The organism is Enterobacter sp. T2, assembly GCF_010692925.1.
In the GTDB taxonomy this organism is placed as follows: Bacteria; Pseudomonadota; Gammaproteobacteria; order Enterobacterales; family Enterobacteriaceae; genus Enterobacter; species Enterobacter kobei.
In genome coordinates this window covers 3,464,343-3,488,761 of the sequence record NZ_CP048736.1, presented here as the reverse complement: position 1 = coordinate 3,488,761, position 24,419 = coordinate 3,464,343, and the positions used below count along the sequence as shown (strand labels likewise).

Annotated in this window: 22 protein-coding genes; 14 read left to right on the top strand and 8 right to left on the bottom strand. The window is 56.4% G+C overall.

The annotated features are described in order from the left end of the window. Positions 1-2 precede the first annotated feature (2 nt). The gene (locus G0034_RS16790; RefSeq protein WP_179121117.1) at positions 3-359 is read right to left on the bottom strand and encodes an ArsC family reductase; all 357 of its coding nucleotides are present in this window, start codon (positions 357-359) and stop codon (positions 3-5) included. A 387-nt stretch (positions 360-746) separates the two neighbouring features. Between G0034_RS16790 and ypfM the strand changes: the two genes are divergently transcribed. Continuing rightward, a complete protein-coding gene (gene ypfM / locus G0034_RS16785) occupies positions 747-806 on the top strand; it encodes a protein YpfM (RefSeq protein WP_015572204.1) in 60 nt (19 codons plus the stop codon). 108 nt (positions 807-914) lie between these two features. Here ypfM and acrD read toward each other — a convergent pair whose 3' ends face one another. Further along, entirely contained in the window at positions 915-4,028 is a 3,114-nt protein-coding gene (acrD, locus tag G0034_RS16780) for a multidrug efflux RND transporter permease AcrD (protein WP_179121116.1), read from the bottom strand. Between the two features lie 142 nt (positions 4,029-4,170). Next, positions 4,171-5,865 (bottom strand): nitrate/nitrite two-component system sensor histidine kinase NarQ, encoded by a 1,695-nt coding sequence (gene narQ / locus G0034_RS16775; protein WP_023331048.1) that lies wholly within the window; start codon positions 5,863-5,865, stop codon positions 4,171-4,173. A gap of 220 nt (positions 5,866-6,085) precedes the next feature. Here narQ and nudK point away from each other — a divergent pair, with 220 nt between their 5' ends. Both nudK and G0034_RS16765 read left to right on the top strand, forming a co-directional pair. After that, positions 6,086-6,676, top strand: coding sequence for a GDP-mannose pyrophosphatase NudK (gene nudK / locus G0034_RS16770; RefSeq protein WP_014884757.1), 591 nt, complete (start codon positions 6,086-6,088; stop codon positions 6,674-6,676). Between the two features lie 109 nt (positions 6,677-6,785). Then, entirely contained in the window at positions 6,786-7,829 is a 1,044-nt protein-coding gene (locus G0034_RS16765; RefSeq protein WP_045281124.1) for a DUF1176 domain-containing protein, read from the top strand. A 69-nt stretch (positions 7,830-7,898) separates the two neighbouring features. Here G0034_RS16765 and tkt read toward each other — a convergent pair whose 3' ends face one another. Next, a complete protein-coding gene (tkt, locus tag G0034_RS16760; protein WP_032635905.1) occupies positions 7,899-9,887 on the bottom strand; it encodes a transketolase in 1,989 nt (662 codons plus the stop codon). A 19-nt stretch (positions 9,888-9,906) separates the two neighbouring features. Then, positions 9,907-10,857 carry a transaldolase gene (gene tal / locus G0034_RS16755; RefSeq protein ID WP_179121115.1) on the bottom strand — a complete coding sequence of 317 codons (951 nt, stop codon included), beginning with the start codon at positions 10,855-10,857 and terminating at the stop codon, positions 9,907-9,909. A 289-nt stretch (positions 10,858-11,146) separates the two neighbouring features. Here tal and maeB point away from each other — a divergent pair, with 289 nt between their 5' ends. Further along, a complete protein-coding gene (gene maeB / locus G0034_RS16750) occupies positions 11,147-13,426 on the top strand; it encodes an NADP-dependent oxaloacetate-decarboxylating malate dehydrogenase (RefSeq protein WP_014884753.1) in 2,280 nt (759 codons plus the stop codon). Between the two features lie 79 nt (positions 13,427-13,505). On the opposite strand, the gene hemF is transcribed toward maeB, so the two are convergent. After that, entirely contained in the window at positions 13,506-14,405 is a 900-nt protein-coding gene (hemF, locus tag G0034_RS16745) for an oxygen-dependent coproporphyrinogen oxidase (RefSeq protein ID WP_045268317.1), read from the bottom strand. After that, positions 14,405-15,280 carry an N-acetylmuramoyl-L-alanine amidase AmiA gene (gene amiA / locus G0034_RS16740; protein WP_014884751.1) on the bottom strand — a complete coding sequence of 292 codons (876 nt, stop codon included), beginning with the start codon at positions 15,278-15,280 and terminating at the stop codon, positions 14,405-14,407. Before amiA ends, hemF begins: the two co-directional genes overlap by 1 nt. 212 nt (positions 15,281-15,492) lie before the next feature. Here amiA and G0034_RS16735 point away from each other — a divergent pair, with 212 nt between their 5' ends. The 10 genes from G0034_RS16735 to pdxK all read left to right on the top strand — a co-directional run bounded on the left by G0034_RS16735 (position 15,493) and on the right by pdxK (position 23,825). Continuing rightward, positions 15,493-15,918, top strand: coding sequence for a GNAT family acetyltransferase (locus tag G0034_RS16735; RefSeq protein ID WP_014884750.1), 426 nt, complete (start codon positions 15,493-15,495; stop codon positions 15,916-15,918). Next, on the top strand, positions 15,905-16,354 hold the full coding sequence (locus tag G0034_RS16730; protein ID WP_179121114.1) for a DUF2919 domain-containing protein: 450 nt from the start codon (positions 15,905-15,907) through the stop codon (positions 16,352-16,354). Before G0034_RS16735 ends, G0034_RS16730 begins: the two co-directional genes overlap by 14 nt. Before the next feature lie 63 nt (positions 16,355-16,417). Then, positions 16,418-16,993: an RpoE-regulated lipoprotein gene (locus tag G0034_RS16725; protein ID WP_014884748.1), complete on the top strand. Its 576-nt coding sequence runs from the start codon at positions 16,418-16,420 to the stop codon at positions 16,991-16,993. 92 nt (positions 16,994-17,085) lie between these two features. Continuing rightward, positions 17,086-17,985 carry a Dyp-type peroxidase gene (locus G0034_RS16720; protein WP_023331044.1) on the top strand — a complete coding sequence of 300 codons (900 nt, stop codon included), beginning with the start codon at positions 17,086-17,088 and terminating at the stop codon, positions 17,983-17,985. 163 nt (positions 17,986-18,148) lie between these two features. Next, positions 18,149-19,162, top strand: a complete 1,014-nt coding sequence (locus G0034_RS16715; protein WP_023331043.1) for a sulfate ABC transporter substrate-binding protein — start codon at positions 18,149-18,151, stop codon at positions 19,160-19,162. Beyond that, positions 19,162-19,995, top strand: a complete 834-nt coding sequence (gene cysT / locus G0034_RS16710) for a sulfate/thiosulfate ABC transporter permease CysT (RefSeq protein ID WP_023331042.1) — start codon at positions 19,162-19,164, stop codon at positions 19,993-19,995. Before G0034_RS16715 ends, cysT begins: the two co-directional genes overlap by 1 nt. Next, positions 19,995-20,870 (top strand): sulfate/thiosulfate ABC transporter permease CysW, encoded by an 876-nt coding sequence (gene cysW / locus G0034_RS16705; protein WP_023331041.1) that lies wholly within the window; start codon positions 19,995-19,997, stop codon positions 20,868-20,870. The genes cysT and cysW overlap by 1 nt, the downstream gene beginning before the upstream one ends. Next, entirely contained in the window at positions 20,860-21,954 is a 1,095-nt protein-coding gene (gene cysA / locus G0034_RS16700) for a sulfate/thiosulfate ABC transporter ATP-binding protein CysA (protein WP_008501607.1), read from the top strand. Before cysW ends, cysA begins: the two co-directional genes overlap by 11 nt. A gap of 117 nt (positions 21,955-22,071) precedes the next feature. Beyond that, positions 22,072-22,983, top strand: a complete 912-nt coding sequence (gene cysM, locus G0034_RS16695) for a cysteine synthase CysM (protein WP_045268314.1) — start codon at positions 22,072-22,074, stop codon at positions 22,981-22,983. Between the two features lie 5 nt (positions 22,984-22,988). Next, complete coding sequence (gene pdxK / locus G0034_RS16690; protein ID WP_023338619.1) at positions 22,989-23,825, top strand: pyridoxine/pyridoxal/pyridoxamine kinase; 837 nt, start codon at positions 22,989-22,991, stop codon at positions 23,823-23,825. Between the two features lie 44 nt (positions 23,826-23,869). Here pdxK and crr read toward each other — a convergent pair whose 3' ends face one another. Then, a complete protein-coding gene (gene crr, locus G0034_RS16685) occupies positions 23,870-24,379 on the bottom strand; it encodes a PTS glucose transporter subunit IIA (protein ID WP_003861316.1) in 510 nt (169 codons plus the stop codon). Positions 24,380-24,419 lie beyond the last annotated feature (40 nt).

Here is a 24,419-nt window from a genome sequence, read left to right as displayed (position 1 = left end):
CACTACACCTCAACGAAAAAGTCAGAATAAAGGGTTTCACTGAAACCCAGCAGCATAGGCTGACCTGGCTTGCAGAGCAATGGGCGTTTGATAATTGCCGGCATTTCACGCATCAGTTTTGCCGCGCTGTCGGCATCAACGATGCTGGCGCGCAGGGATTCGTCCAGTTTACGCCAGGTGGTACCGCGGGTGTTAAGCAATGCCTCCCAGCCCAGTTCATTGATGACGTTATGCAGAAAATCTGCATCAAGCCCATCGGCACGGTAATCGTGGAAGCGGTACTCGATGTGGTTCGCTTCCAGCCAGCGGCGGGCTTTTTTGATGGTGTCGCAATTTTTAATGCCGTACATCACAACCATGGTGAATCCTTTTGTCCTTATGACCATTAAATGTTCAATAAATTCGAAGATATATCCTTAAGCAGAATATAACACATTCAGGAATACTCTGGATTTACACGTCTGCTTAATTCAACGCACATCTGTACGCTGAATATTCTTTCATCATTTAAGCATAGATGTCCATCGGGTATAAATTGCTAACAAACTCAGCGGGTAAAATAAAGCTCACCCGTTCGTAGGGTTATTTCAAAATATTGCTGGCCGTCACAAAAAATTTAAGATTCTCCATTCATATTTATCATAAATCCCCAACGGTGGCGGGGTACAATCACAGCAATTGGTTAAATAGTCTTCACAATGATGATACGTTTTCGTAGAATGCGCATAATAATAAGAGAGGTTGTTATGATTGAACGTGAACTGGGGAACTGGAAAGATTTTATCGAAGGCATGCTTCGTAAATGACATTCAGTAAGAATTGCAAGAGCACTTAAATAAGTAAAATAATCATAGTGTGAATTAATCACACAATAAAAAGGCGGCTGATAAAGCCGCCTTTTTTATGGCTGAATGTTATTCCTGCCGCTCTCTGAGCGGGAAGCGACGACGCACCAGCACAAAGAACAGCGGCACGAAATAAATGGCCAGGATGGTGGCCGAAATCATGCCCCCCATTACCCCGGTACCGACCGCGTGCTGGCTGCTGGAACCTGCACCCGTGCTGGTTGCCATTGGCAATACGCCAAAAATAAAGGCCAGCGAGGTCATCAGGATCGGGCGCAGTCGCTGACGGCAGGCATGTAGCGTGGCGGCCATCAGCTCGTGGCCTTTGGCATTCATCTCGTTGGCAAACTCAACGATCAAAATGGCGTTTTTCGCCGACAAGCCGATCACCGTCAGCAGCCCGACCTGGAAGTAAACATCGTTTTCCAGGCCGCGCATCCAGGTTGCCAGCAGAGCACCGATAACCCCAAGCGGTACCACCAGCATGACCGAGAACGGAACCGACCAGCTCTCATACAGCGCGGCAAGGCAGAGGAACACCACCAGCAGAGAAAGGGCATAAAGCGCGGGGGCCTGCGCGCCGGAGAGACGTTCCTGGTAAGACATGGCCGTCCATTCCAGACCAAAACCGGCGGGCAGCTGTTGCACCAGTTTTTCCATGGTGTCCATGGCCGTGCCGGTACTTACGCCCGGCGCGGCTTCCCCGACGATTTCCACCGCAGAATAACCGTTATAGCGCTCCAGACGCGGCGAACCGCTCTCCCAGCGCGAGGTGGCAAACGCCGAGAAGGGAACCATCCCGCCGCTGTTATTGCGAACAAACCAGCGGTTAATATCATCCGGCAGCATGCGGTACGGCGCGGCGGACTGAACATACACTTTTTTCACGCGACCGCGATCCATAAAGTCGTTCACATAGCTCGAGCCCCACGCCGTTTGCAGGGTGTCGTTGATATCGTCGATGGAGACGCCCAGCGCCTGCGCCTTACGCTGGTCGATATCCACCTGAAGCTGCGGGCTGTCGTCCAGGCCGTTGTGGCGCACGCGGGTCAGGCCAGAATCATTACCTGCCAGCGCTAACAATTTGTCGCGTGCCGCCATCAGCGCATCGTGGCCCGCGCCGGCGTGATCCTGCAGCTCCATATCAAACCCGGCAGAACTCCCCAGGCCGCTGATCGCTGGCGGACTGCTCGCAAAGACGCGCGCCTCTTTAATACGGGAAAAGGCTTTAGTGGCACGTTCAATGATGGCAAATGAGGTTCCCGTTTGGGTGTCCCGTTCATTCCAGTCTTTCAGACGGACAAACATACGGGCGACGTTCTGCCCGTTCCCGCCCGGGCCGGAGCCAACGGTCGAGAAGACCGACACAACGTTATCTTTCTCGTGGGTGAAGAAGTACTGCTCTACGTTCTGGACCACTTTCAGCGTCTGCTGCTGCGTTGAGCCGCTCGGGAGCTGCACCGAGGTGATGAACATCCCCCGGTCTTCCATCGGCAGGAACGAGGTGGGCAAATGCAGAAACAGCCACACCATGCCGCCCAGCAGTACAACGTAAATCATCATCCAGCGCAGGCTGCGGTGCAGCACTTTACCGACCACAGATTCATACCGGGCGGCATTGCGGTTGAACATCCGGTTAAACCAGCCGAAGAACCCTTTCTGACCGTGATGTTCCCCTTTGTGCAGCGGCTTGAGGAGGGTGGCGCAAAGCGCAGGGGTGAGGATCAGGGCCACCAGAACCGAGAGCACCATTGCTGAGACGATGGTTATCGAGAACTGGCGGTAAATCGCGCCGGTCGTGCCGCCGAAGAAGGCCATCGGGATAAAGACCGCCGACAACACCATCGCAATGCCGACTAACGCCCCCTGAATTTGTCCCATGGATTTTCGCGTGGCCTGGCGCGGGGAAAGACCTTCTTCGCTCATGATGCGCTCGACGTTTTCGACCACCACAATGGCATCATCCACCAGCAGGCCAATTGCCAGCACCATGGCAAACATCGTCAGGGTGTTAATGCTGTACCCGAACGCGTAAAGCACCGAAAAGGTACCCAGCAGCACCACGGGGACGGCAATAGTGGGGATCAGCGTGGCGCGGAAGTTTTGCAGGAACAGATACATGACCAGGAATACCAGGGCAATCGCTTCCAGCAGGGTCTTTACCACATCCTCAATCGAGGCTTTTACGAAGGAAGTGGTTTCATAGGCGACTTTATACTCCAGCCCGTGCGGGAAATACTGCGACAGCTCATCCAGACGGTCCAGCACCAGTTTCGCCGTCGCCATTTCGTTTGCGCCGGAGGCCAGCTTTATCCCAAGGCCAGAGGCCGGGTTGCCGTTAAATCGGCTCAGGTAGTCGTATTTCTCAGCACCCATTTCCACCGTCGCCACATCGCTCAGACGCACTTCTGAGCCATCCTGATTCACGCGCAGGGTGATGTTGCGGAACTGGTCCGGTGTCTGAAGCAGGGATTGCGAATTAATGGTGGCGTTCAGGGCTTGTTTATCAACGGAAGGCGTTCCTCCCAGTTGCCCCACGGCAATTTGTGCGTTCTGGGCTTTGATGGCATCCGTCACGTCGGTGGCCGTCATCTGATAGCTGTTCAGCTTGTTGGGATCGAGCCAGATACGCATGGAGTATTGTGAGCCGTAGGCGTCGATATCCCCCACGCCGTTAATACGGCTGAGCGGGTCCTGAATATTACTGGCGACGTAGTCCGCAATGTCCTGTTTATCCATTGAGCCATCGGTGGAGACAAACGCGATGGTCAAAATGTTGGTATCACCGGTTTTACGTACGGTAACGCCCTGGTTCTGCACCGCCTGGGGCAGCTTACGCATGGCCGACTGAAGCTGGTTTTGTACCTGCTGCACCGCTTCGTCCGGGTCGGTGCCCGCCTTAAAGCTCAGGGTAACCGTCGCTTGTCCCGTGGCGCTGCTTTGCGAGGACATGTACATCAGGTTATCCAGACCCGTCATGTTCTGCTCGATAACCTGCGTCACGGTGTTTTCCAGCGTTTGTGCGGAAGCGCCGGGGTAGTTTGCGGTGACACGCACATTAGGCGGTGCCAGATCGGGATATTGCTCAACAGGAAGAGAAGTAATCGCCAGGACACCTGTCAGACACAACAGGATGGCAAGCACCCAGGCAAAAATGGGGCGATCGATGAAAAAATTCGCCATGTAAAAGTGACCTCGTTTTGCTGCACGTCATTATTGTTTATTGCCCGCCTAACTTTAGCGGTAAGGCCCAGGTCAAACGTGGAGAAATAAAGGAGATAGTGTAAATTATCATGCGCTTTTCCCTGCGCTTGCCTCTTTACCGTTATTTACCCGTTAACGGCGCAGGTACCGGGAACGTCACGCAGACCAGCGTGCCGCCGTTTTGCGGTTGCGAAAAGTGCAGCATGCCTCCGAGTCGTTGTGCGCGCTCACGCATAATGTTCAGTCCGTAGTGTCCAGGCGGTTCGCTTGCCTCGCCAATCCCGATGCCGTTGTCGCGAATGCTGACGCTGTGCGTGCCATCCACCGCCGTTACGCAGCTAACGGTAATTTCGCTGGCCTGGGCGTGCTTAATCGCATTCAGAACGGCTTCCCGGACGATCTGCAATAAATGCACCTGTTTCTGGGCGTCAAGCGCCAGGGAGGAGAGACGACAGTCGAGGTGCAGCCTGGCCTGCGTCTGGCTCTGCAGGGCATCGAGAGACTCCTGCAGCGCCGCGGGTAAATTCGCATGATTTAACGTCAGCCGGAAGGTCGTCAGCAGCTCGCGCAGCTGCTGCCAGGCGTTGTTCAGCTCGCGGGAGAAGTCGGTGATGATAGTTTGCGCGGGAGCATTATCCGCTGGCACCGCGCGTTTAAGCAGGGCAAGCTGGATCCGCAGATAAGACAGCACCTGCGCCAGCGAATCGTGCAGTTCCCGGGCGATGGTGGCGCGTTCTTCCATCAGCAGCAGCTGCTGGTAATGCTTTTGCGCCTGGTTAAAGTACAACCCGCGCCCGAGCATGGTCGCCACGCTTCTCATCAGCGGGAGGGGAACGCTGTCCGTCTCGCTTTGCCAGCGCAGCTCACCGTAAAGGGTGTCCTGCATCAGTACCGGCAGATTTTGCATCGGGATGCTGCCCGACGCGGTCCCTTCACACAGTCGCCAGTCGTCACTGGTGCGGAGTTCCAGGTAATTCATCTGAGTGTATTCATGGACAATCTGCAATATGTGCCGAAAACAATGGCTGTCTATCTGCCCCGTATTCAACGCCTGGGAGCATTTAAACAGCATGTCGAGCTGCTGGTGGGCTTCGTGCAAATGTCGCGTCTTTTCCGCCACGGAAGCTTCAAGCGACCGATAAAGGGTGTGTAGCTCCCCCGACATATGGTTGAAAGCGCGGGAAAGTTGGCCCAGCTCGTTGGGTAGGGCGGTATCCGGCGCAGGCGTCGTAAATTCACCTCGCTCAATCCGCTCGCTGGCCGCCACCAGATTATTCAGCGGTAATACGACCTGGCGGCGGATACGCCGCAGGGTAAACAGCGTCAGCAGCAGGATCCCGAGGGCGCCAGCCAGAGAGAGGAGGGTCACTGTCTGGATTTTATGTTCACTGTAATGCTGGAGGGCGAGCACAAAGGCATCAATGCGGCCGACAAAATCCTCAATATGCGCGGCATACCATGCGCTGTCACCGCGGGCGATGTGCTTATCCATTTCCAGCCAGGCAAACTGCAGTTGCTGGTAGCGCGTTTTGACATTGCCCGGAACGTACCAGCGGTTCAGCTTTTGCAGGGAAGGTGCGCTTAATGTCTGCCGCCAGTTCTCACGATGCGCCATAAGGGAAGGGCTGTTACGCTGCATCTCGTAACCGAGACGATAGCTCTGCATGCGCAGTGAACCCGCAACGTTGATGGCTTCAGCGTCGCGCTGGCTGCTGGCAAGCGTCAGTAGCGCGACGCTGCTGGTCAGCACGGAGAGAACAATTATCGAAAAGAAAGCCCAGGCAAGGCTTCCGGAAACGGGTCGCTTAACGGTCACAGAACGGCTCTCTGGGAGAAATAATCAGACATTTCGGGCAGGTGTACATTGCCTGATAACGCAGTGATGAGTAAACACTTTATTCATACGTACAGTAAGGTTATTGCGCCTGGCGCAACCGGAAACATCATCCAGCGAGAAACGCGCCGTCTGAACCCACGGGCGACAAAGCGAGCGTCACGGCGTAGTATAAACAGACTCATTTTGCCGTGGAGCCCGTATGTCCCTGAACATTACCGTTATCAAAGACAAAATCCTTTCTGAAAATTACTTTGTCCTGCGTAACATCACTTACGATTTAACCCGTAAGAACGGGGACGTTATTCGCCATAAACGCGAAGTCTACGACCGGGGCAATGGCGCTACCATTCTGCTGTATAACCGCGAAAAGCAAAGCGTGGTATTGATTCGTCAGTTTCGGGTGGCGACATGGGTCAATGGCAACGCGGACGGGCGCCTGATTGAAACCTGCGCCGGTCTGCTTGATGACGATGAGCCGGAAGTCTGTATTCGCAAAGAAGCCATAGAAGAAACGGGTTTTGAGGTGGGTGCGGTACAAAAAGTCTTTGAGCTTTTCATGTCTCCAGGCGGGGTGACCGAGCTGGTCCACTTCTTCGTTGCGGAATACACCGACGCTCAGCGTACTCACCGCGGCGGCGGGGTCGAGGATGAAGATATTGAAGTGCTTGAAATGCCCTTCGCTCAGGCGCTGGAAATGGTGAAAAGCGGCGAGATACGCGACGGTAAAGCGGTGATCCTGCTGCAGTATCTGCAAACCAGCGGCGTGATGAACGCCGCGCAGGTCCGGTGATAAGTTATATTTCAGATAAATCTATCCGATAAATCCGATTGAGCCCGCCCGTCCAGGGCACGAAGATACGCCCCAGATTGACCTTTTCGTTTCCGGGGCTGTGCCATTCATGCGCTACTGCGTTTTGCTTCTCTTCTTTTTTTGCGTGCTACCCGCACCTCTGGTGTGGGCTGCACCTGCGCAGCAGTCTTTCTCTGACTGGCAGGTCACCTGCAATAACCAGAATTTTTGCGTTGCCCGAAATACCGGTGAACACCGCGGGCTGGTGATGACGCTGAGCCGTAGCGCTGGGGCAAAAACGGACGCCAGCCTGCGTATCGATCTCGGCGGGCTTTCGGCTCCTCCGGTAAAAGAGCCTGACATCGCCCCCCGACTGCTGCTCGACGACGTTCCCTTAAAACTCAATGCCCAGCACTGGCAGTTAACGCCCTGGCATCTCAAGACTGACGATACGGGTACCCTCACCACGTTTCTGAAAACGATTCAGGAAGGACAGAGGCTGACCCTGCGCGGAGGGAAGCAGACGATCTCTCTGGTCGGACTGAAAGCGGCGCTGCTGTTTATCGACGCTCAGCAAAAGCGCGTGGGGAGCGAAACAGCATGGATTAAAAAAGGGGATAGCCCGCCGCTGAGCGTGCCTCCAGCTCCGGCATTAAAAAAGGTGGCCGTGGTGAACCCCACGCCAACGCCACTCTCCCACGCTGAACTGAACGATCTGCTGGATTACGGCACCTGGCGGATGAACAACAGCCAGTGCTCGCTGGATCCTAACCGCCGCGAAGTGCGCGTCACCGCATTAACGGATGATAAAGCGCTGCTGATCGTCAGCTGCGAGGCGGGGGCTTACAATACGGTCGATCTGGCGTGGCTGGTATCGCGTAAAAAACCGTTCACCGCGCGCAGCGTCAGGCTGCGTCTGCCGTTTACCCCGTCCAGTCAGAGTAGCGATATGGAACTGATGAACGCCAGCTTCGATGAAAAAGCACGCGAGCTGACGACGCTCGCACTGGGGCGTGGGATCGGTGATTGTGGGATCCAGACGCGCTGGCGTTTCGACGGCCAGCGCTTCCGCCTGGTGCGGTATGCGGAAGAGCCAAGCTGCGATAACTGGAACGGGCCGGACGCCTGGCCCACGCTGTGGATCACGCGGTAGTCCGGCTTACGATTTGATGGTGTTGTAGGCCGGGTAAGGCGTAGCCGCCACCCGGCAACGAAGACCGCACTAAAGCACACTCAACGCCTTCTCCACCACGTTCTCAACGGTAAAGCCGAAGTACGGGAACAGCTTGTCGGCAGGGGCGGACTCACCGTAGCCCCGCATACCGACAATCGCCCCTTTCAACCCCACATACTTATACCAGTAGTCGGCAATTCCCGCTTCCACCGCCACGCGCGCCGCGACGCTGGAGGGGAGCACCGATTCACGGTATGCCTCGTCCTGGGCATCAAAGATATCCGTTGAAGGCAGGGAAACGACGCGCACCGCGTGACCTTCGGCAGTCAGTTTCTCCGCCGCTTTCACCGTAATTTCCACCTCAGAACCCGTGGCAATCAGGATCACGTCCGGTTTGCCGCCGCTGTCCTTCAGGATGTACCCGCCGCGGGCGATATTTTTCACCTGCTCCGGGGTGCGCTCAATCTGCGCCAGGTTTTGACGCGACAGGATCAGCGCCGTCGGGCCGTTATGGCGCTCAACCGCCAGCTTCCAGCCCACTGCCGCTTCGACCTGATCGCACGGACGCCATGTGCTGAAGTTTGGCGTTAAGCGCAGGCTCGCCAGCTGTTCCACCGCCTGGTGCGTCGGGCCATCTTCACCCAGCCCGATAGAGTCGTGGGTGTAGACCATGATCTGCCGGGCCTTCATCAGCGCCGCCATGCGCGCTGCGTTACGGGCGTACTCAACGAACATCAGGAAGGTGGCGGTGTAGGGCACGAAGCCGCCGTGATGGGCGATACCGTTGGCAATGGCGGTCATCCCGAACTCGCGCACGCCGTAGTGGATATAGTTTCCGGCGATGTCCTCTTTCAGCGATTTCGAGCCCGACCAGATGGTCAGGTTACTCGGCGCCAGATCCGCCGAGCCGCCGAGCAGTTCGGGCAGGATAGGGCCGATGGCATTCAGGGTGTTTTGCGACGCCTTACGGGTGGCGATTTTCGCCGGGTTAGACTGCAGGTTTTCAATCAGTGCCTGGGTTTTATCGTCCCAGTCTTCCGGCAGTCCACCGCTCATGCGGCGGGAAAACTCAGCCGCCAGTTCCGGGTATGCTTTTTTGTAGGCGGCAAATTTTTCGTTCCAGGCATGCTGGGCTTTTTCACCCGTTTCGCGCGCATCCCATGCCTTGTAGATCTCTTTCGGGATCTCAAACGGCGGGTATTTCCAGCCCAGTTTCTGTCGGGTCAGTGCCACCTCTTCTTCGCCGAGCGCCGCGCCGTGCGCTTCTTCTTTGCCTGCTTTGTTTGGTGAGCCAAAGCCGATGACCGTACGGCAGATAATCAGGGACGGTTTGTCCTTCACGCTCTGCGCTTCCTGAATCGCTTTTTTCACCGCTTCAGGATCGTGGCCGTCGATCTCATGCACGACGTGCCAGTGATAGGCTTCGAAGCGTTTCGCCGTGTCGTCGGTGAACCAGCCCTCGGTTTCCCCGTCAATGGAGATGCCGTTGTGGTCGTAAAAGCCGATCAGCTTGCCGAGCTCCAGCGTGCCCGCCAGCGAGCAGACTTCATGCGAAATCCCCTCCATCAGGCAACCGTCACCCATAAACACGTACGTGTAGTGATCGACAATCTCGTGGTCCGGCTGGTTAAACTGTGCCGCCAGCGTGCGTTCGGCAATCGCGAGTCCGACGGCGTTGGCCAGCCCCTGACCCAGCGGTCCGGTGGTGGTTTCGACACCCGGCGTATAGCCGATTTCCGGGTGACCCGGGGTTTTCGAATGCAGCTGGCGGAAATTCTTCAGCTCCTCAAGCGGCAGATCATAGCCGGACAGGTGCAGCAGGCTGTAGAGCAGCATCGAGGCGTGGCCGTTAGACAGAATAAAGCGGTCACGATCGTACCAGGCAGGATCGTTGGGGTTGTGCTTCAGGAAGTCGTTCCACAACACTTCGGCAATATCAGCCATGCCCATGGGGGCGCCAGGGTGGCCTGAATTGGCTTTCTGCACGGCATCCATGCTGAGGGCGCGGATGGCATTGGCGAGCTCTTTACGGGACATAGTTCACTCCATGGCAAGGTTAAAGTTTGGCGGCGAGTAGGTCTTCAAGTTTGCGCTGGTCGATGGCGAACAGGCGGATGCCTTCCGCCAGTTTATCCACGGCCATCGCGTCCTGATTGTGCTCCCAGCGGAACTCGGCTTCGGTCATGGCCTTCGGTTTCGGCAGGACGGTGGAGGTTGGCACCAGTTTGCGGATCACCGTCTCTTCTTTGTCCTGTAATTCTTTAAGCAGGTTAGGGGAGATGGTCAGGCGGTCGCAGCCTGCCAGGGCGAGGATCTGCTCGGTACGGCGGAAGCTGGCCCCCATCACGATGGTTTCATAGCGGTGCTGTTTGTAGTAGTCGTAGATATTTCGCACTGACTTCACGCCTGGATCTTCCTCGACTACGTACGGGTCCATGGGCTGTTTCGCCTGATACCAGTCGTAGATGCGCCCGACAAACGGCGAGACGAGGAACACGCCCGCTTCAGCACAGGCGCGTGCCTGTGCAAACGAGAACAGCAGCGTCAGGTTGCAGTGGATACCCTCTTTTTCCAGCACCTCTGCCGCGCGGATACCTTCCCACGTTGACGCGAGCTTGATCAGAATGCGTGACGTATCAATTCCCTGCTCCTGGTAGAGTTCAACCAGACGACGCGCTTTCGTAATACTCTTTTCTTTATCGAACGAGAGGCGGGCGTCCACTTCGGTCGAGACGCGTCCTGGAATGCTTTTCAGAATTTCTGCACCAAAATTAACCGCCAGTTTGTCGCTGGCTTCGGCAACCTGTTGCTCCTGCGTTTTGCCGCGCTTCTTGCCGTAAGCAATCGCGTCATCAATCAGATGGCTAAAATGGGCAAGCCCTGCCGCTTTCAGAAGCAGGGAAGGGTTGGTGGTCGCGTCCTCCGGCTGATAGTGGCGAATCGACTCGATATCGCCGCTGTCCGCAACCACGGTGGTGAATTGTTTGATGCCGTCTAGCTGGTTCATAAATCATTACTCCTTGGAAATAAAAGAGTTAGATGAGTGCGTTAGTTCACACTTCTGAGAAAATCATGATGGACTTAACAAAAAAGCATAGCAGACGGGGGAGGCATTGCTTTTGAGACGGGTAACATGGCTGTTATAAATTGATAACAATTTTTAATGTGTGATGGTGAGAGTTTGGCAGCCTTCAAAGTTTATGCGCTGTCCTGAGGCGATACTAGGCGGCACACCCGGGTGTGCATCAGGATCGCAAACGTCACCCTTTTGACCGATACGTGAAAGGAAAAATAAGATGGATGAGCAGTTGAAACAGAGTGCCCTCGATTTTCACGAGTTCCCCGTTCCGGGCAAAATCCAGGTTTCCCCAACCAAGCCGCTGGCGACTCAGCGCGATCTGGCTCTTGCCTACTCACCGGGCGTGGCGGCACCGTGTCTGGAAATCGAAAAAGATCCGCTGGCGGCCTATAAGTACACCGCGCGCGGTAACCTGGTCGCGGTGATCTCTAACGGTACGGCGGTACTCGGCCTTGGCAACATTGGTGCGCTGGCGGGTAAGCCGGTGATGGAAGGGAAGGGCGTTCTGTTCAAGAAATTCGCCGGTATCGACGTGTTCGATATCGAAGTGGACGAGCTGGACCCGGATAAATTCATTAACGTCGTCGCCGCGCTGGAGCCAACCTTCGGCGGTATCAACCTGGAAGACATCAAAGCGCCGGAATGTTTCTATATCGAGCAGAAGCTGCGCGAGCGTATGAACATCCCCGTGTTCCATGACGACCAGCACGGTACGGCCATTATCAGCACCGCCGCCATTCTGAACGGCCTGCGCGTGGTCGAGAAAAATCTTTCCGACGTGCGTATGGTGGTCTCCGGCGCGGGCGCGGCGGCCATCGCCTGTATGAACCTGCTGGTGGCGCTGGGGATGCAGAAACACAACATCGTGGTTTGCGATTCCAAAGGCGTGATCTACAAAGGCCGTGAGCCAAACATGGCGGAAACCAAAGCGGCGTATGCGGTGGACGATGACGGCAAACGCACGCTTGAGGACGTGATTGACGGTGCGGACATCTTCCTCGGCTGCTCGGGCCCGAAAGTGCTGACCCAGGAGATGGTGAAGAAGATGGCGCGTGCGCCAATGATCCTGGCCCTGGCGAACCCTGAACCGGAAATTCTGCCGCCGCTGGCGAAAGCGGTGCGTGAAGACGCCATTATCTGTACCGGCCGTTCGGACTACCCGAACCAGGTGAACAACGTGCTCTGCTTCCCGTTCATCTTCCGTGGCGCGCTGGACGTTGGCGCAACGGCGATCAACGAAGAGATGAAGCTGGCAGCGGTTCACGCCATCGCGGAGCTGGCGCATGCCGAGCAGAGCGAAGTGGTGGCTTCTGCCTATGGCGATCAGGATCTGAGCTTCGGGCCTGACTACATCATCCCTAAACCGTTTGACCCGCGACTGATCGTGAAGATCGCGCCAGCGGTGGCCAAAGCGGCAATGGACTCCGGCGTGGCAACGCGTCCGATCCAGGACTTCGACGCTTACGTCGATAAACTCACCGAGTTCGTCTACAAAACCAACCTGTTTATGAAGCCAATTTTCTCTCAGGCCCGCGCGGACGCAAAACGCGTGGTGCTGGCGGAAGGGGAAGAGGCGCGCGTGCTGCATGCCACCCAGGAGCTGGTGAGCCTCGGGCTGGCGAAGCCGATCCTGATCGGTCGTCCGAGCGTCATCGAGATGCGCATTCAGAAACTGGGGCTGCAGATTAAGCCGGGTGTGGACTTTGAGATCGTCAATAACGAATCCGATCCGCGCTTTAAAGAGTACTGGAACGAATACTACGCGATCATGAAGCGTCGTGGGATCACCCAGGAGCAGGCGCAGCGGGCGGTGATCAGCAATACCACGGTGATCGGCGCGATTATGGTCCATCGCGGCGAAGCGGATGCGCTGATCTGCGGTACCATCGGCGATTACCACGAGCATTTCAGCGTGGTGCAGGAGATCTTCGGCTACCGCGAAGGGGTTCACGCCGCCGGAGCGATGAACGCGCTGCTGCTGCCAAGCGGGAACACGTTTATCGCCGATACCTACGTTAACGACGATCCAACCCCGGACGAGCTGGCGGAGATCACCGTGATGGCGGCAGAAACCGTGCGTCGCTTTGGTATTGAGCCGAAAGTGGCGCTGCTATCGCACTCTAACTTTGGTTCGTCTAAATCAGCGGCGGCGTGCAAAATGCGTCAGACGCTGGAGCTGGTGCGCGAGCGTGCGCCGGAGCTGATGATTGACGGAGAAATGCACGGCGATGCCGCGCTGGTGGAAAGCATCCGCAACGAGCGTATGCCGGACAGCCCGCTGAAAGGCTCGGCAAACATCCTGATTATGCCGAACGTGGAAGCGGCGCGTATTAGCTACAACCTGCTGCGCGTATCCAGCTCTGAAGGGGTGACCGTAGGGCCGGTACTGATGGGCGTGGCGAAACCGGTGCATGTATTAACGCCGATTGCTTCTGTGCGACGCATCGTGAACATGGTGGCGCTGGCGGTGGTTGAGGCGCAGACGCAGCCTCTGTAGCGGCGGTGCGTCGGGTGGCGCGTTCGCTTACCCGACCTACGGGTTAACCAGGCCGGATAAGCGCAGCGCCATCCGGCAATTACACCCAGTCGCGTACTTTCAGAAACTCACTCAAGGCAGCCTCCGGGCTGCCTTCTTTTGGCTCGTAACAGTATTCCCAGCGTACCAGCGGTGGCATCGACATTAAAATCGACTCCGTGCGCCCGCCGGTCTGCAGGCCGAAGAGCGTCCCGCGATCCCACACCAGGTTAAACTCCACGTAGCGCCCGCGGCGATAAAGCTGGAATTCGCGCTCGCGCACGCCATAGTCGATATCTTTACGTCGTTCGACAATGGGCAAATAGGCCTCAGTAAAGCCTTCGCCCACCGCGCGCATAAAGCTGAACGCGGTATCAAAATCGGGCGTGTTGAGATCGTCAAAGAACAGTCCACCGATGCCGCGCTGCTCGTCGCGGTGCTTCAGGTAAAAGTAGTCATCGCACCACTTTTTAAATTTCGGGTAGACGTCTTCGCCAAACGGCAGACAAAGGTCGCGCGCGGTGGTGTGCCAATGCACGGCGTCCTCTTCGAAACCGTAGTAGGGCGTTAAGTCGAAACCGCCGCCGAACCACCAGACCGGATCGGCCCCCGGTTTTTCAGCAATGAAAAAGCGTACGTTAGCGTGGCTGGTCGGCACAAACGGATTATGCGGATGCACCACCAGCGAAACGCCCATCGCTTCAAAACTTCGGCCCGCCAGCTCAGGACGATGCGCTGTCGCAGAGGCGGGCATAGCGTCACCATGAACGTGGGAAAAATTCACCCCCGCCTGTTCAAAGATGCCGCCATTTCGCAATACGCGGCTGCGGCCACCGCCGCCTGCCTCACGCAGCCAGTTATCCTCCTGAAATTCACCGCCGTCTGCGGCGGCCAGTTTCTGGCAAATCTCATCCTGCAGTTGCAGCAGGAACGTTTTGACCAGTTGAGCATTGGGTTTCATTAACGTTTCCTGGCGTGCGCTTTTTGGTTATCGAACCAGTTGAAGTAACTGATAATGCCGGAGGCGATGGCGTTAGCAATCTTCTGGCGAAACGCCGTGGTGCCGAGCAGCCGCTCTTCTTCCGGGTTGGTAATAAAAGATGTTTCCACAAGTACGGACGGAATTGAAGGTGACTTCAGCACCACAAACGCCGCCTGCTCGGTGCTTTTACTGTGCAAGCGGTGCACCGGCTTAATCCGTTTCAGGATATGCGAGCCGAGCGTCAGGCTATTTTTGATGGTGTCCGTCTGCACGAGGTCGAACAGCACCTGCTGTAACAGATGATCTTTGTCCGTGGCCTTCTTCCCGGCCACTTCATCCGCCCGGTTCTCACGGTCGGAGAGGTATTTTGCCATGGCGCTACTGGCCCCACGGTTGGACAGGGCAAACACCGACGCGCCCGCGGCTGACGGGTTGGTAAAGCCGTCAGCGTGAATCGACATAAACAGATCCGCGCCGTGTTGATGGGCGATCTCCACGCGGTCATACAGCGGGATAAAGGTGTCGCCAGAGCGCGTCAGCCGGGCGTCAATGCCGTTGCTGCGTAAAATTGCGCGCACGTTTTTTGCAATCGCCAGCACGACGTGTTTTTCTTTTGACCCGTTTTTGCCGATGGCGCCGGTATCAATCCCGCCGTGGCCCGGGTCCAGCATCACCAGACGCTTTGCGCCTGGCTTTTTGGTTTTGGGTTTACTGTGTCCGTTACTGGTTTTGAGCGTGCTCTCGTCTTTCGCCTGAGCCTGCTTTGCAATACCGGTTAACGTTAAGGCCGCCAGCCCCGCTTTGAGAACCTGACGACGCGATGTGAGTGCTTTTAATGGTTTGAATGTGCTCATGCGGCCTGAATACTAAAAAAAGGGGTCCTGGTGTTATATCGTATCGTGTTTCCCGTTACGACAGTCCTTATTGAGAATTGTTTTACTTTTCATTTCAATACGTGACAAAGTGACATTATGCCAAATTTTGGCGAGATTTTCCCCGGTTATTGGCTAAACGTCCCGTACGCGCCATAATCACTGTTTTTGAACCCGAAAAGGCGGTTAATACCATGGAGATACGCGTTTTTCGCCAGGAAGATTTCGAAGAGGTGATCACCCTTTGGGAGCGCTGCGATTTGCTGCGTCCGTGGAACGATCCGGAGATGGACATCGAACGGAAGGTGAATCACGACGTCAGTCTGTTTTTGGTCGCGGAAGTGAATGGCGAGGTTGTCGGCACCGTCATGGGCGGCTATGACGGCCATCGCGGCTCGGCTTATTATCTGGGGGTCCATCCGGAATACCGTGGGCGTGGCATCGCGAATGCGTTACTGAACCGGCTTGAGAAGAAGCTGATTGCTCGCGGCTGCCCGAAAATTCAGATCATGGTGCGGGAAGATAACGATGTGGTGCTGGGCATGTATGAACGTCTGGGCTATGAGCACTCTGACGTGCTGAATTTAGGTAAGCGCCTGATCGAAGATGAAGAGTACTGAGATCCTCCCGGGAGACTATGACGCGCAGGGCCGCCTCAGGCTGCCTTTTTTATTCTGGTGCGTTCTGCTGCTGCAGGCGCGAACCTGGGTGCTGTTTGTGATGGCTGGCGCGTCGCGCGGGCAGGGCGACACGCTGCTGAATCTCTTCTATCCCGATCACGATGCCTTCTGGCTTGGCTTACTGCCGGGCATTCCCGCCGTTCTGGCGTTTTTGGTCAGCGGACGGCGGCATCTGATTCCACGCTTTTGGGGCGCGCTTCGCTGGCTGCTGATCATTGCCCAGACTGCGCTACTCTTTTGGCAGCCTGTACTCTGGTGGTACGGTGAACCGCTAACGGGTATCGGGATTGCGCTGGTGATCGCGGATATTGTGGCGTTGCTGTGGCTGCTGACAAATCCCCGGCTACGCGCCTGTTTTACGCAAGAGTCAGATTAGAACGGCACTTTTTACCGAAGTCGTACTCCAACAAGCGTTGATTTAACACGTAAGGACGTTTCAATGAAATCGCTGCGTTTACTTTTATGCGCTCTCCCGCTGGCATTAACCGGCTGTTCAACGCTCTCCTCCATCAACTGGTCCGCAGCCTATCCGTGGAACTGGTTTGGCGCGTCCACGGAAGTGACCGAGCAGGGCGTAGGAAAAATTACCGCATCAACCGCGCTCGATCAGGATGCCATTCAGGACGCCCTGAGCAGTGACTACCGCCTGCGTAGCGGCATGAAAACCGAGAATGGCAACATTGTGCGGTACTTTGAAGCGCTAAAAGGGGACAAACTGGCGCTGGTGATTAATGGCGATAAAGGCACGGTGAACCGCATTGCGGTGCTCGACGACGAAATCCCGACCGCCAGCGGTGTGAAAGTGGGTACGCCGTTTAGCGATCTGTATAAACAAGCCTTTGGCAACTGCACCAGCGCGCCTTCCGACGAGGGCGTCGCGGTGGAATGTAAGGCGGAAGGCAGCCAGCACATCAGCTATGTCTTCACCGGTACCTGGAGCGGTCCGGAGGGATTAATGCCGTCTGACGACACGCTGAAAAGCTGGAAAGTGAGCAAAATAGTCTGGAAGCAGTAATTTGCGCCTGAACAAACCGCCTCGCTGAAATCCGGGTATAATACCCGCCATCAATGCCACGCTGACGTGGCATCTTTATTTCAGGAGGAGCGATGTCTCAGGTTCAGAGTGGCATTTTGCCAGAACATTGCCGCGCGGCGATTTGGATCGAAGCCAATGTCAAAGGGGACGTGGATGCCCTGCGTGCGGCCAGTAAAGCGTTTGTTGATAAACTGGCGACGTTCCAGGCCAAATTCCCTGATGCCCATCTCGGCGCCGTTGTTGCGTTTGGCAATAACGTCTGGCGTCAGCTGAGCGGCGGCGAAGGGGCGGAAGAGCTGAAAGACTTTATCCCTTACGGTAAAGGTCTGGCCCCGGCCACCCAGTACGATCTGCTCATTCATATTCTCTCTCTGCGTCACGATGTTAACTTCTCCGTTGCCCAGGCCGCGGTGGCAGCATTCGGCGACAGCATTGAGGTGCAGGAAGAAGTTCACGGTTTCCGTTGGGTAGAAGAGCGCGATCTGAGCGGCTTCGTCGACGGCACGGAAAACCCGGCGGGTGAAGAGACGCGTCGTGACGTGGCGGTCATCAAAGATGGCGTGGACGCGGGCGGCAGTTACGTGTTCGTGCAGCGCTGGGAGCATAACCTCAAGCAGCTTAACCGCATGAGCGTGCACGACCAGGAGATGATGATTGGTCGCACCAAAGAGGCGAACGAAGAGATCGACGGCGATGACCGTCCGGTGACCTCTCACCTGACCCGCGTTGACCTCAAAGAAGAGGGCAAAGGGCTGAAGATTGTCCGCCAGAGCCTGCCGTATGGCACCGCAAGCGGCACCCATGGTCTTTACTTCTGCGCGTACTGCGCACGCCTGTATAACATCGAGCAGCAGTTGATGAGCATGTTCGGCGACACTGACGGCAAGCGCGACGCGATGCTGCGCTTCACCAAGCCGGTAACCGGCGGCTATTACTTCGCGCCGTCCGTTGAGCGTCTGCTGGCGCTTTAACGCCCCTCACCCGAACCCTCTCCCCGCAGGGGAGAGGGGGATTGCAGCCTTATTCCCTTTTCTGCTTCTAAATCACCAAACGGTATATAAAACCGTTACTCCTTTCGACCTCGTTATAAATATTATGACTATAAGATAGTCATCACATTTATAAGGGTGCGCAATGGCCGTTACTGTACTGAAAAAAGGAACTCTGGCGCTGGCAGGTTTATTGCTGGTGGCCCAGGCGCAGGCGACTGAGCTGCTGAACAGTTCGTACGACGTCTCCCGCGAGCTGTTTGCCGCCCTTAACCCACCGTTTGAACAGCAGTGGGCGAAAGACAATAACGGCGATAAGCTGACCATCAAACAGTCCCATGCCGGTTCTTCCAAACAGGCGCTGGCGATATTGCAGGGACTGAAGGCGGATGTCGTGACCTACAACCAGGTTACTGACGTGCAGATCCTGCACGACAAGGGCAAACTTATCCCTGCTGACTGGCAGAGCCGTCTGCCGAATAACAGCTCGCCGTTCTATTCCACCATGGGCTTCCTGGTGCGTAAAGGTAACCCGAAAAATATCCACGACTGGAGCGACCTGGTGCGTTCTGACGTGAAGCTGATTTTCCCGAACCCAAAAACCTCCGGTAACGCGCGTTACACCTATTTGGCGGCGTGGGGTGCGGCGGACAAGGCCGACGGTAACGATAAAGCCAAAACCGAGCAGTTCATGACCCAGTTCCTGAAAAACGTTGAAGTGTTTGATACCGGCGGCCGCGGGGCAACCACCACCTTCGCAGAACGTGGGCTGGGCGATGTGCTGATCAGCTTTGAGTCGGAAGTGAACAACATCCGCAAACAGTATGAAGCGCAGGGCTTTGAGGTGGTTATCCCGAAAACCAACATTCTGGCCGAATTCCCGGTGGCGTGGGTGGATAAAAACGTGAAGGCAAACGGTACTGAGAAAGCGGCAAAAGCCTATCTCAACTATCTGTACAGCCCGCAGGCGCAGACCATCATTACCGATTACTACTACCGCGTGAATAACCCGGACGTGATGAACAAACTGAAGGATAAATTCCCGCAGACCGCACTGTTCCGCGTGGAAGATCATTTCGGCTCCTGGCCTGAGGTGATGAAAACGCACTTTGCCAGCGGCGGTGAGTTAGACAAGTTGCTGGCGGCGGGGCGTAAGTAATGTTTGCAGTCTCGACCAAACGCGTGCTGCCGGGCTTTACCTTAAGTCTGGGGACCAGCCTGCTGTTCGTCTGCCTGATCCTGTTGTTGCCGCTCAGCGCACTGGTTATGCAGCTTGCGCAGATGAGCTGGGCGCAATACTGGGACGTGGTCACCAACCCGCAGGTGGTGGCCGCCTATAAAGTGACGCTGCTGTCGGCGTTTGTCGCCTCCATTTTTAACGGTGTGTTCGGCCTGCTGATGGCGTGGATCTTAACCCGCTATCGTTTCCCTGGCCGCACGCTGCTTGACGCACTGATGGATCTGCCGTTTGCGCTGCCGACGGCTGTTGCGGGCTTAACCCTTGCGTCGCTCTTCTCCGTGAACGGACTGTACGGTGAGTGGCTGGCAAAGCTTGATATCAAAGTCACCTATACCTGGCTTGGTATCGCGGTGGCGATGGCCTTTACCAGCATCCCGTTTGTGGTGCGTACCGTGCAGCCGGTGCTGGAAGAGTTGGGTCCGGAATATGAAGAAGCGGCGGAAACGCTGGGGGCCTCGCGCTGGCAGAGTTTCCGCAAGGTCGTGTTGCCGGAACTCTCCCCGGCGCTGATGGCGGGCGTTGCGCTGTCGTTTACCCGCAGCCTCGGTGAATTCGGCGCGGTGATTTTTATCGCCGGGAACATTGCCTGGAAGACGGAGGTCACCTCGCTGATGATCTTCATCCGTCTTCAGGAGTTTGATTATCCGGCGGCGAGCGCCATTGCTTCGGTGATCCTCGCAGCCTCACTGCTGCTGCTGTACTCAATTAACACTCTGCAAAGTCGCTTTGGTCGACGTGTGGTAGGTCACTGATGGCGGAAGTTACGCAATTGAAGCGATACGATGCTCCCCGTATCAACTGGGGTAAATGGTTTCTGATTGGTGTGGGCGTGCTGGTGTCCGCCCTCATTCTCGTCGTGCCGACGGTGTATATCTTCGTTCAGGCGTTCAGCAAGGGGCTGATGCCCGCGCTGGAGAACCTGGCGAATCCGGACATGCTCCATGCCATCTGGCTGACCGTACTGATTGCCCTGATCACCGTGCCGGTGAACCTGGTGTTCGGGACGCTACTGGCGTGGCTGGTGACGCGTTTTAACTTCCCGGGACGTCAGCTGCTGCTGACCCTGCTGGATATTCCGTTTGCCGTGTCGCCGGTGGTGGCGGGTCTGGTGTACCTGCTCTTTTACGGCTCTAACGGCCCGCTGGGCGGCTGGCTGGATGAGCATAACCTGCAGGTCATGTTCGCCTGGCCGGGTATGGTGCTGGTGACCATCTTCGTGACGTGTCCGTTTGTGGTGCGCGAACTGGTGCCGGTGATGTTAAGCCAGGGGAGCAACGAAGACGAAGCGGCGGTGCTGCTGGGCGCGTCAGGCTGGCAGATGTTCCGTCGCGTGACGCTGCCAAATATCCGCTGGGCGCTGCTGTACGGCGTGGTGCTGACCAACGCCCGAGCGATTGGTGAGTTTGGTGCCGTTTCCGTCGTCTCTGGCTCCATCCGCGGTGAAACCCTGTCGCTGCCGTTACAGATTGAATTACTGGAACAGGACTACAATACCGTCGGTTCCTTTACTGCCGCAGCGTTACTGACGCTGATGGCTATTTTGACCCTGTTTTTGAAGAGTGTGGTGCAGTGGCGTTTAGAGAATCAGGAAAAACGTCAGCATCAGGAGGGAAATCATGAGCATTGAGATTGCCAATATTAAGAAGTCTTTTGGTCGCACCCAGGTGCTGAATGATATCTCGCTGGATATCCCTTCCGGACAAATGGTGGCGCTGCTGGGGCCGTCTGGCTCGGGTAAAACCACGCTGCTGCGAATTATCGCCGGGCTTGAGCATCAGACCAGCGGGCACATTCGCTTTCACGGCACCGACGTGAGCCGCCTGCATGCCCGCGATCGTAAAGTGGGTTTTGTGTTCCAGCACTATGCGCTGTTCCGCCACATGACCGTGTTTGACAACATTGCGTTTGGCCTGACCGTGCTGCCGCGTCGCGAACGCCCGGATGCCGCCACCATCAAAGCGAAAGTGACTAAGCTGCTGGAGATGGTGCAGCTGGCACATCTGGCGGATCGTTTCCCGGCGCAGCTGTCTGGCGGACAGAAACAGCGTGTCGCGCTGGCACGTGCGCTGGCCGTTGAGCCGCAAATTCTGCTGCTGGACGAACCGTTCGGCGCGCTGGATGCGCAGGTGCGTAAAGAACTTCGCCGCTGGCTGCGTCAGCTGCATGAAGAGCTGAAGTTTACCAGCGTCTTTGTGACCCACGATCAGGAAGAGGCGATGGAAGTGGCGGACCGCGTGGTGGTCATGAGCCAGGGCAACATCGAGCAGGTTGACGAGCCGGAGCAGCTCTGGCGTGAACCGGCGACCCGTTTCGTGCTGGAATTTATGGGTGAAGTGAATCGTCTGCAGGGCACCATTCGCGGTGGACAGTTCCACGTCGGCGCGCACCGCTGGCCGCTGGGCTATACCTCCGCGCATCAGGGGCCGGTCGATCTGTTCCTGCGTCCGTGGGAAGTGGACGTGAGCCGCCGCACCAGCCTGGATTCACCGCTGCCAGTGCAGGTACTGGAAGCTAGCCCTAAAGGGCACTACACCCAATTGGTGGTACAGCCGCTAGGCTGGTATACCGAGCCGCTGACCGTCGTCATGCGTGATGATGTGCCGCCGCACCGGGGCGAGCGTCTGTTTGTCGGCCTGCAGCATGCCCGTATTTATCACGGGAAGGAGCGCATCGAGACGCGCGAGGATATTGCTCTGGCGGAGTCAGCCTGATAGGTTATTAGGATGTTTATCGCCCGGTGGCGCTGCGCTTACCGGGCCTACAGTTATCACTGCGTCTTGTAGGCCGGGATCGCTGCGCGCCCCCGGCTTTTTTATTGAGTAAAAATCGTGACTACACTCGAACACACCATCGGCAACACTCCTCTGGTCAAGCTTCAGCGCATGGGGCCAGACAACGGCAGTGAAATCTGGGTCAAACTTGAGGGCAATAATCCGGCAGGCTCGGTGAAAGACCGTGCGGCGCTGTCGATGATTGTCCAGGCTGAAAAACGCGGTGAGATAAAGCCCGGCGACGTGTTGATTGAGGCCACCAGCGGCAATACCGGGATTGCACTGGCAATGATTGCGGCATTGAAAGGCTACCGCATGAAGCTGCTGATGCCGGACAACATGAGCCAGGAGCGCCGCGCCGCAATGCGCGCCTACGGGGCCGAGCTGATTTTGGTCACCAAAGAGCAGGGGATGGAAGGCGCACGCGATTTAGCCTTAGAAATGGCGGAGCGTGGCGAAGGTAAGTTGCTCGATCAGTTCAACAACCCGGATAATCCCTACGCGCATTACACCACCACCGGCCCGGAAATCTGGCAGCAAACCGACGGACGTATTACCCATTTTGTCTCCAGCATGGGCACCACCGGCACCATCACCGGCGTGTCGCGTTTTCTGCGCGAGCAGGAAAAAGCCGTCACTATCGTTGGCCTGCAGCCAGAAGAGGGGAGCAGCATTCCGGGGATTCGCCGCTGGCCAGCAGAATACATGCCGGGCATTTTTAATGCGCAGCTGGTGGATCAGGTGCTGGATATTCACCAGCGCGAGGCGGAGAATACCATGCGTGAGCTGGCCGTGCGTGAAGGCATCTTCTGCGGGGTCAGCTCGGGTGGCGCGGTAGCGGGGGCGTTGCGCGTTGCGCAGGCGAATCCAGGCGCCGTTGTGGTCGCGATTATCTGCGACCGCGGCGATCGCTATCTGTCTACCGGCGTCTTTGGTGAAGAGAGTTATTCGCAGGGGGCGGGAATTTAAGCGTCATGGAGATGATTTTATTCCGGGATAACACCCGGGCGCAGCAAACCGATATTGTCGCAGTGCAGTCGCAGGTGGTTTATGGCAGCGTGGGGAACAGCATTGCGGTTCCGAATATTCGTACCCACAGGCTGAACGTCACCGCCGTGCCGACGGTATTGTTCAGCAATACGCCGCACTATGACACTTTCTACGGCGGCGTGATCCCCGATGAGTGGTTCAGCGGCTACCTGAAGGCGCTGGAAGAACGCGAGATCCTGCGCGAGCTTAAAGCGGTTACCACCGGTTATATGGGCAGCGCCAGCCAGATCGCCCTGCTGGCTCAGTGGCTGAAGGCGGTCAAAGCGCACCATCCTGACCTGCTGGTACTGGTCGACCCGGTTATTGGCGACATTGACAGTGGAATGTACGTGAAGCCGGATATTCCGCAAGCGTATCGGGAGCACCTGTTGCCGCTGGCGCAGGGCATTACGCCAAACGTCTATGAACTGGAAGTATTAAGCGGAAAACCGTGCCGCACGCCGGAAAGCGCCGTCGCGGCAGCGCAGGGGCTGCTTTCCGATTCCCTGAAATGGGTGGCGATTACCAGCGCGCCGGTCGCTGACGACCCGCACAACATCCACGTGGTGCTGGTGACGAAAGAGGGCGTTACCGTTAGCGCGCATCCGCGCGTAGAAACCGATCTGAAAGGGACGGGCGATCTGTTCTGTTCCGAGCTGGTCAGTGGTATCGTTGAGGGGAAAACCGTTGCCGATGCTATCCGCATGGCGGGGGATCGGGTGACTGACGTGATGTTGTACACCCAGTCGAAAGGGTACGACGAGCTTATCCTTCCCGCATAAACAAAAATGGCGCCCGAAGGCGCCATTTTTCTGTACGGCAAGAATTACTTCTTGATGCGGATAACCGGGGTTTCACCCACGGTGACGCTGCCAGACAGTTTGATCAGTTCTTTGATTTCGTCCATGTTGGAGATAACAACCGGCGTCAGGGTAGACTTGGCTTTTTCTTCCAGCAGTGGCAGATCGAATTCAATTACCGGGTCGCCAACTTTCACACGCTGGCCTTCTTCCGCGATACGTTTGAAGCCTTCGCCTTTCAGTTCAACGGTGTCGATACCGAAGTGAACGAACAGTTCGATACCGCTATCAGATTCGATAGAGAACGCATGGTTGGTTTCAAAAATTTTACCGATGGTGCCGTCAACTGGAGCAACCATTTTGTTGCCAGTTGGTTTGATAGCAATGCCATCACCAACGATTTTCTCAGCAAACACTACATCCGGCACGTCTTCGATGTTGACGATCTCGCCGGAGAGCGGAGCAACAATCTCAATAGTTCCGGAGTCTTTCTTATCATCAGAAACCAGAGATTTCAGTTTATCGAACAAACCCATGATCTTCTCCTAAGCAGTAATTTGGGCCGCATCTCGTGGA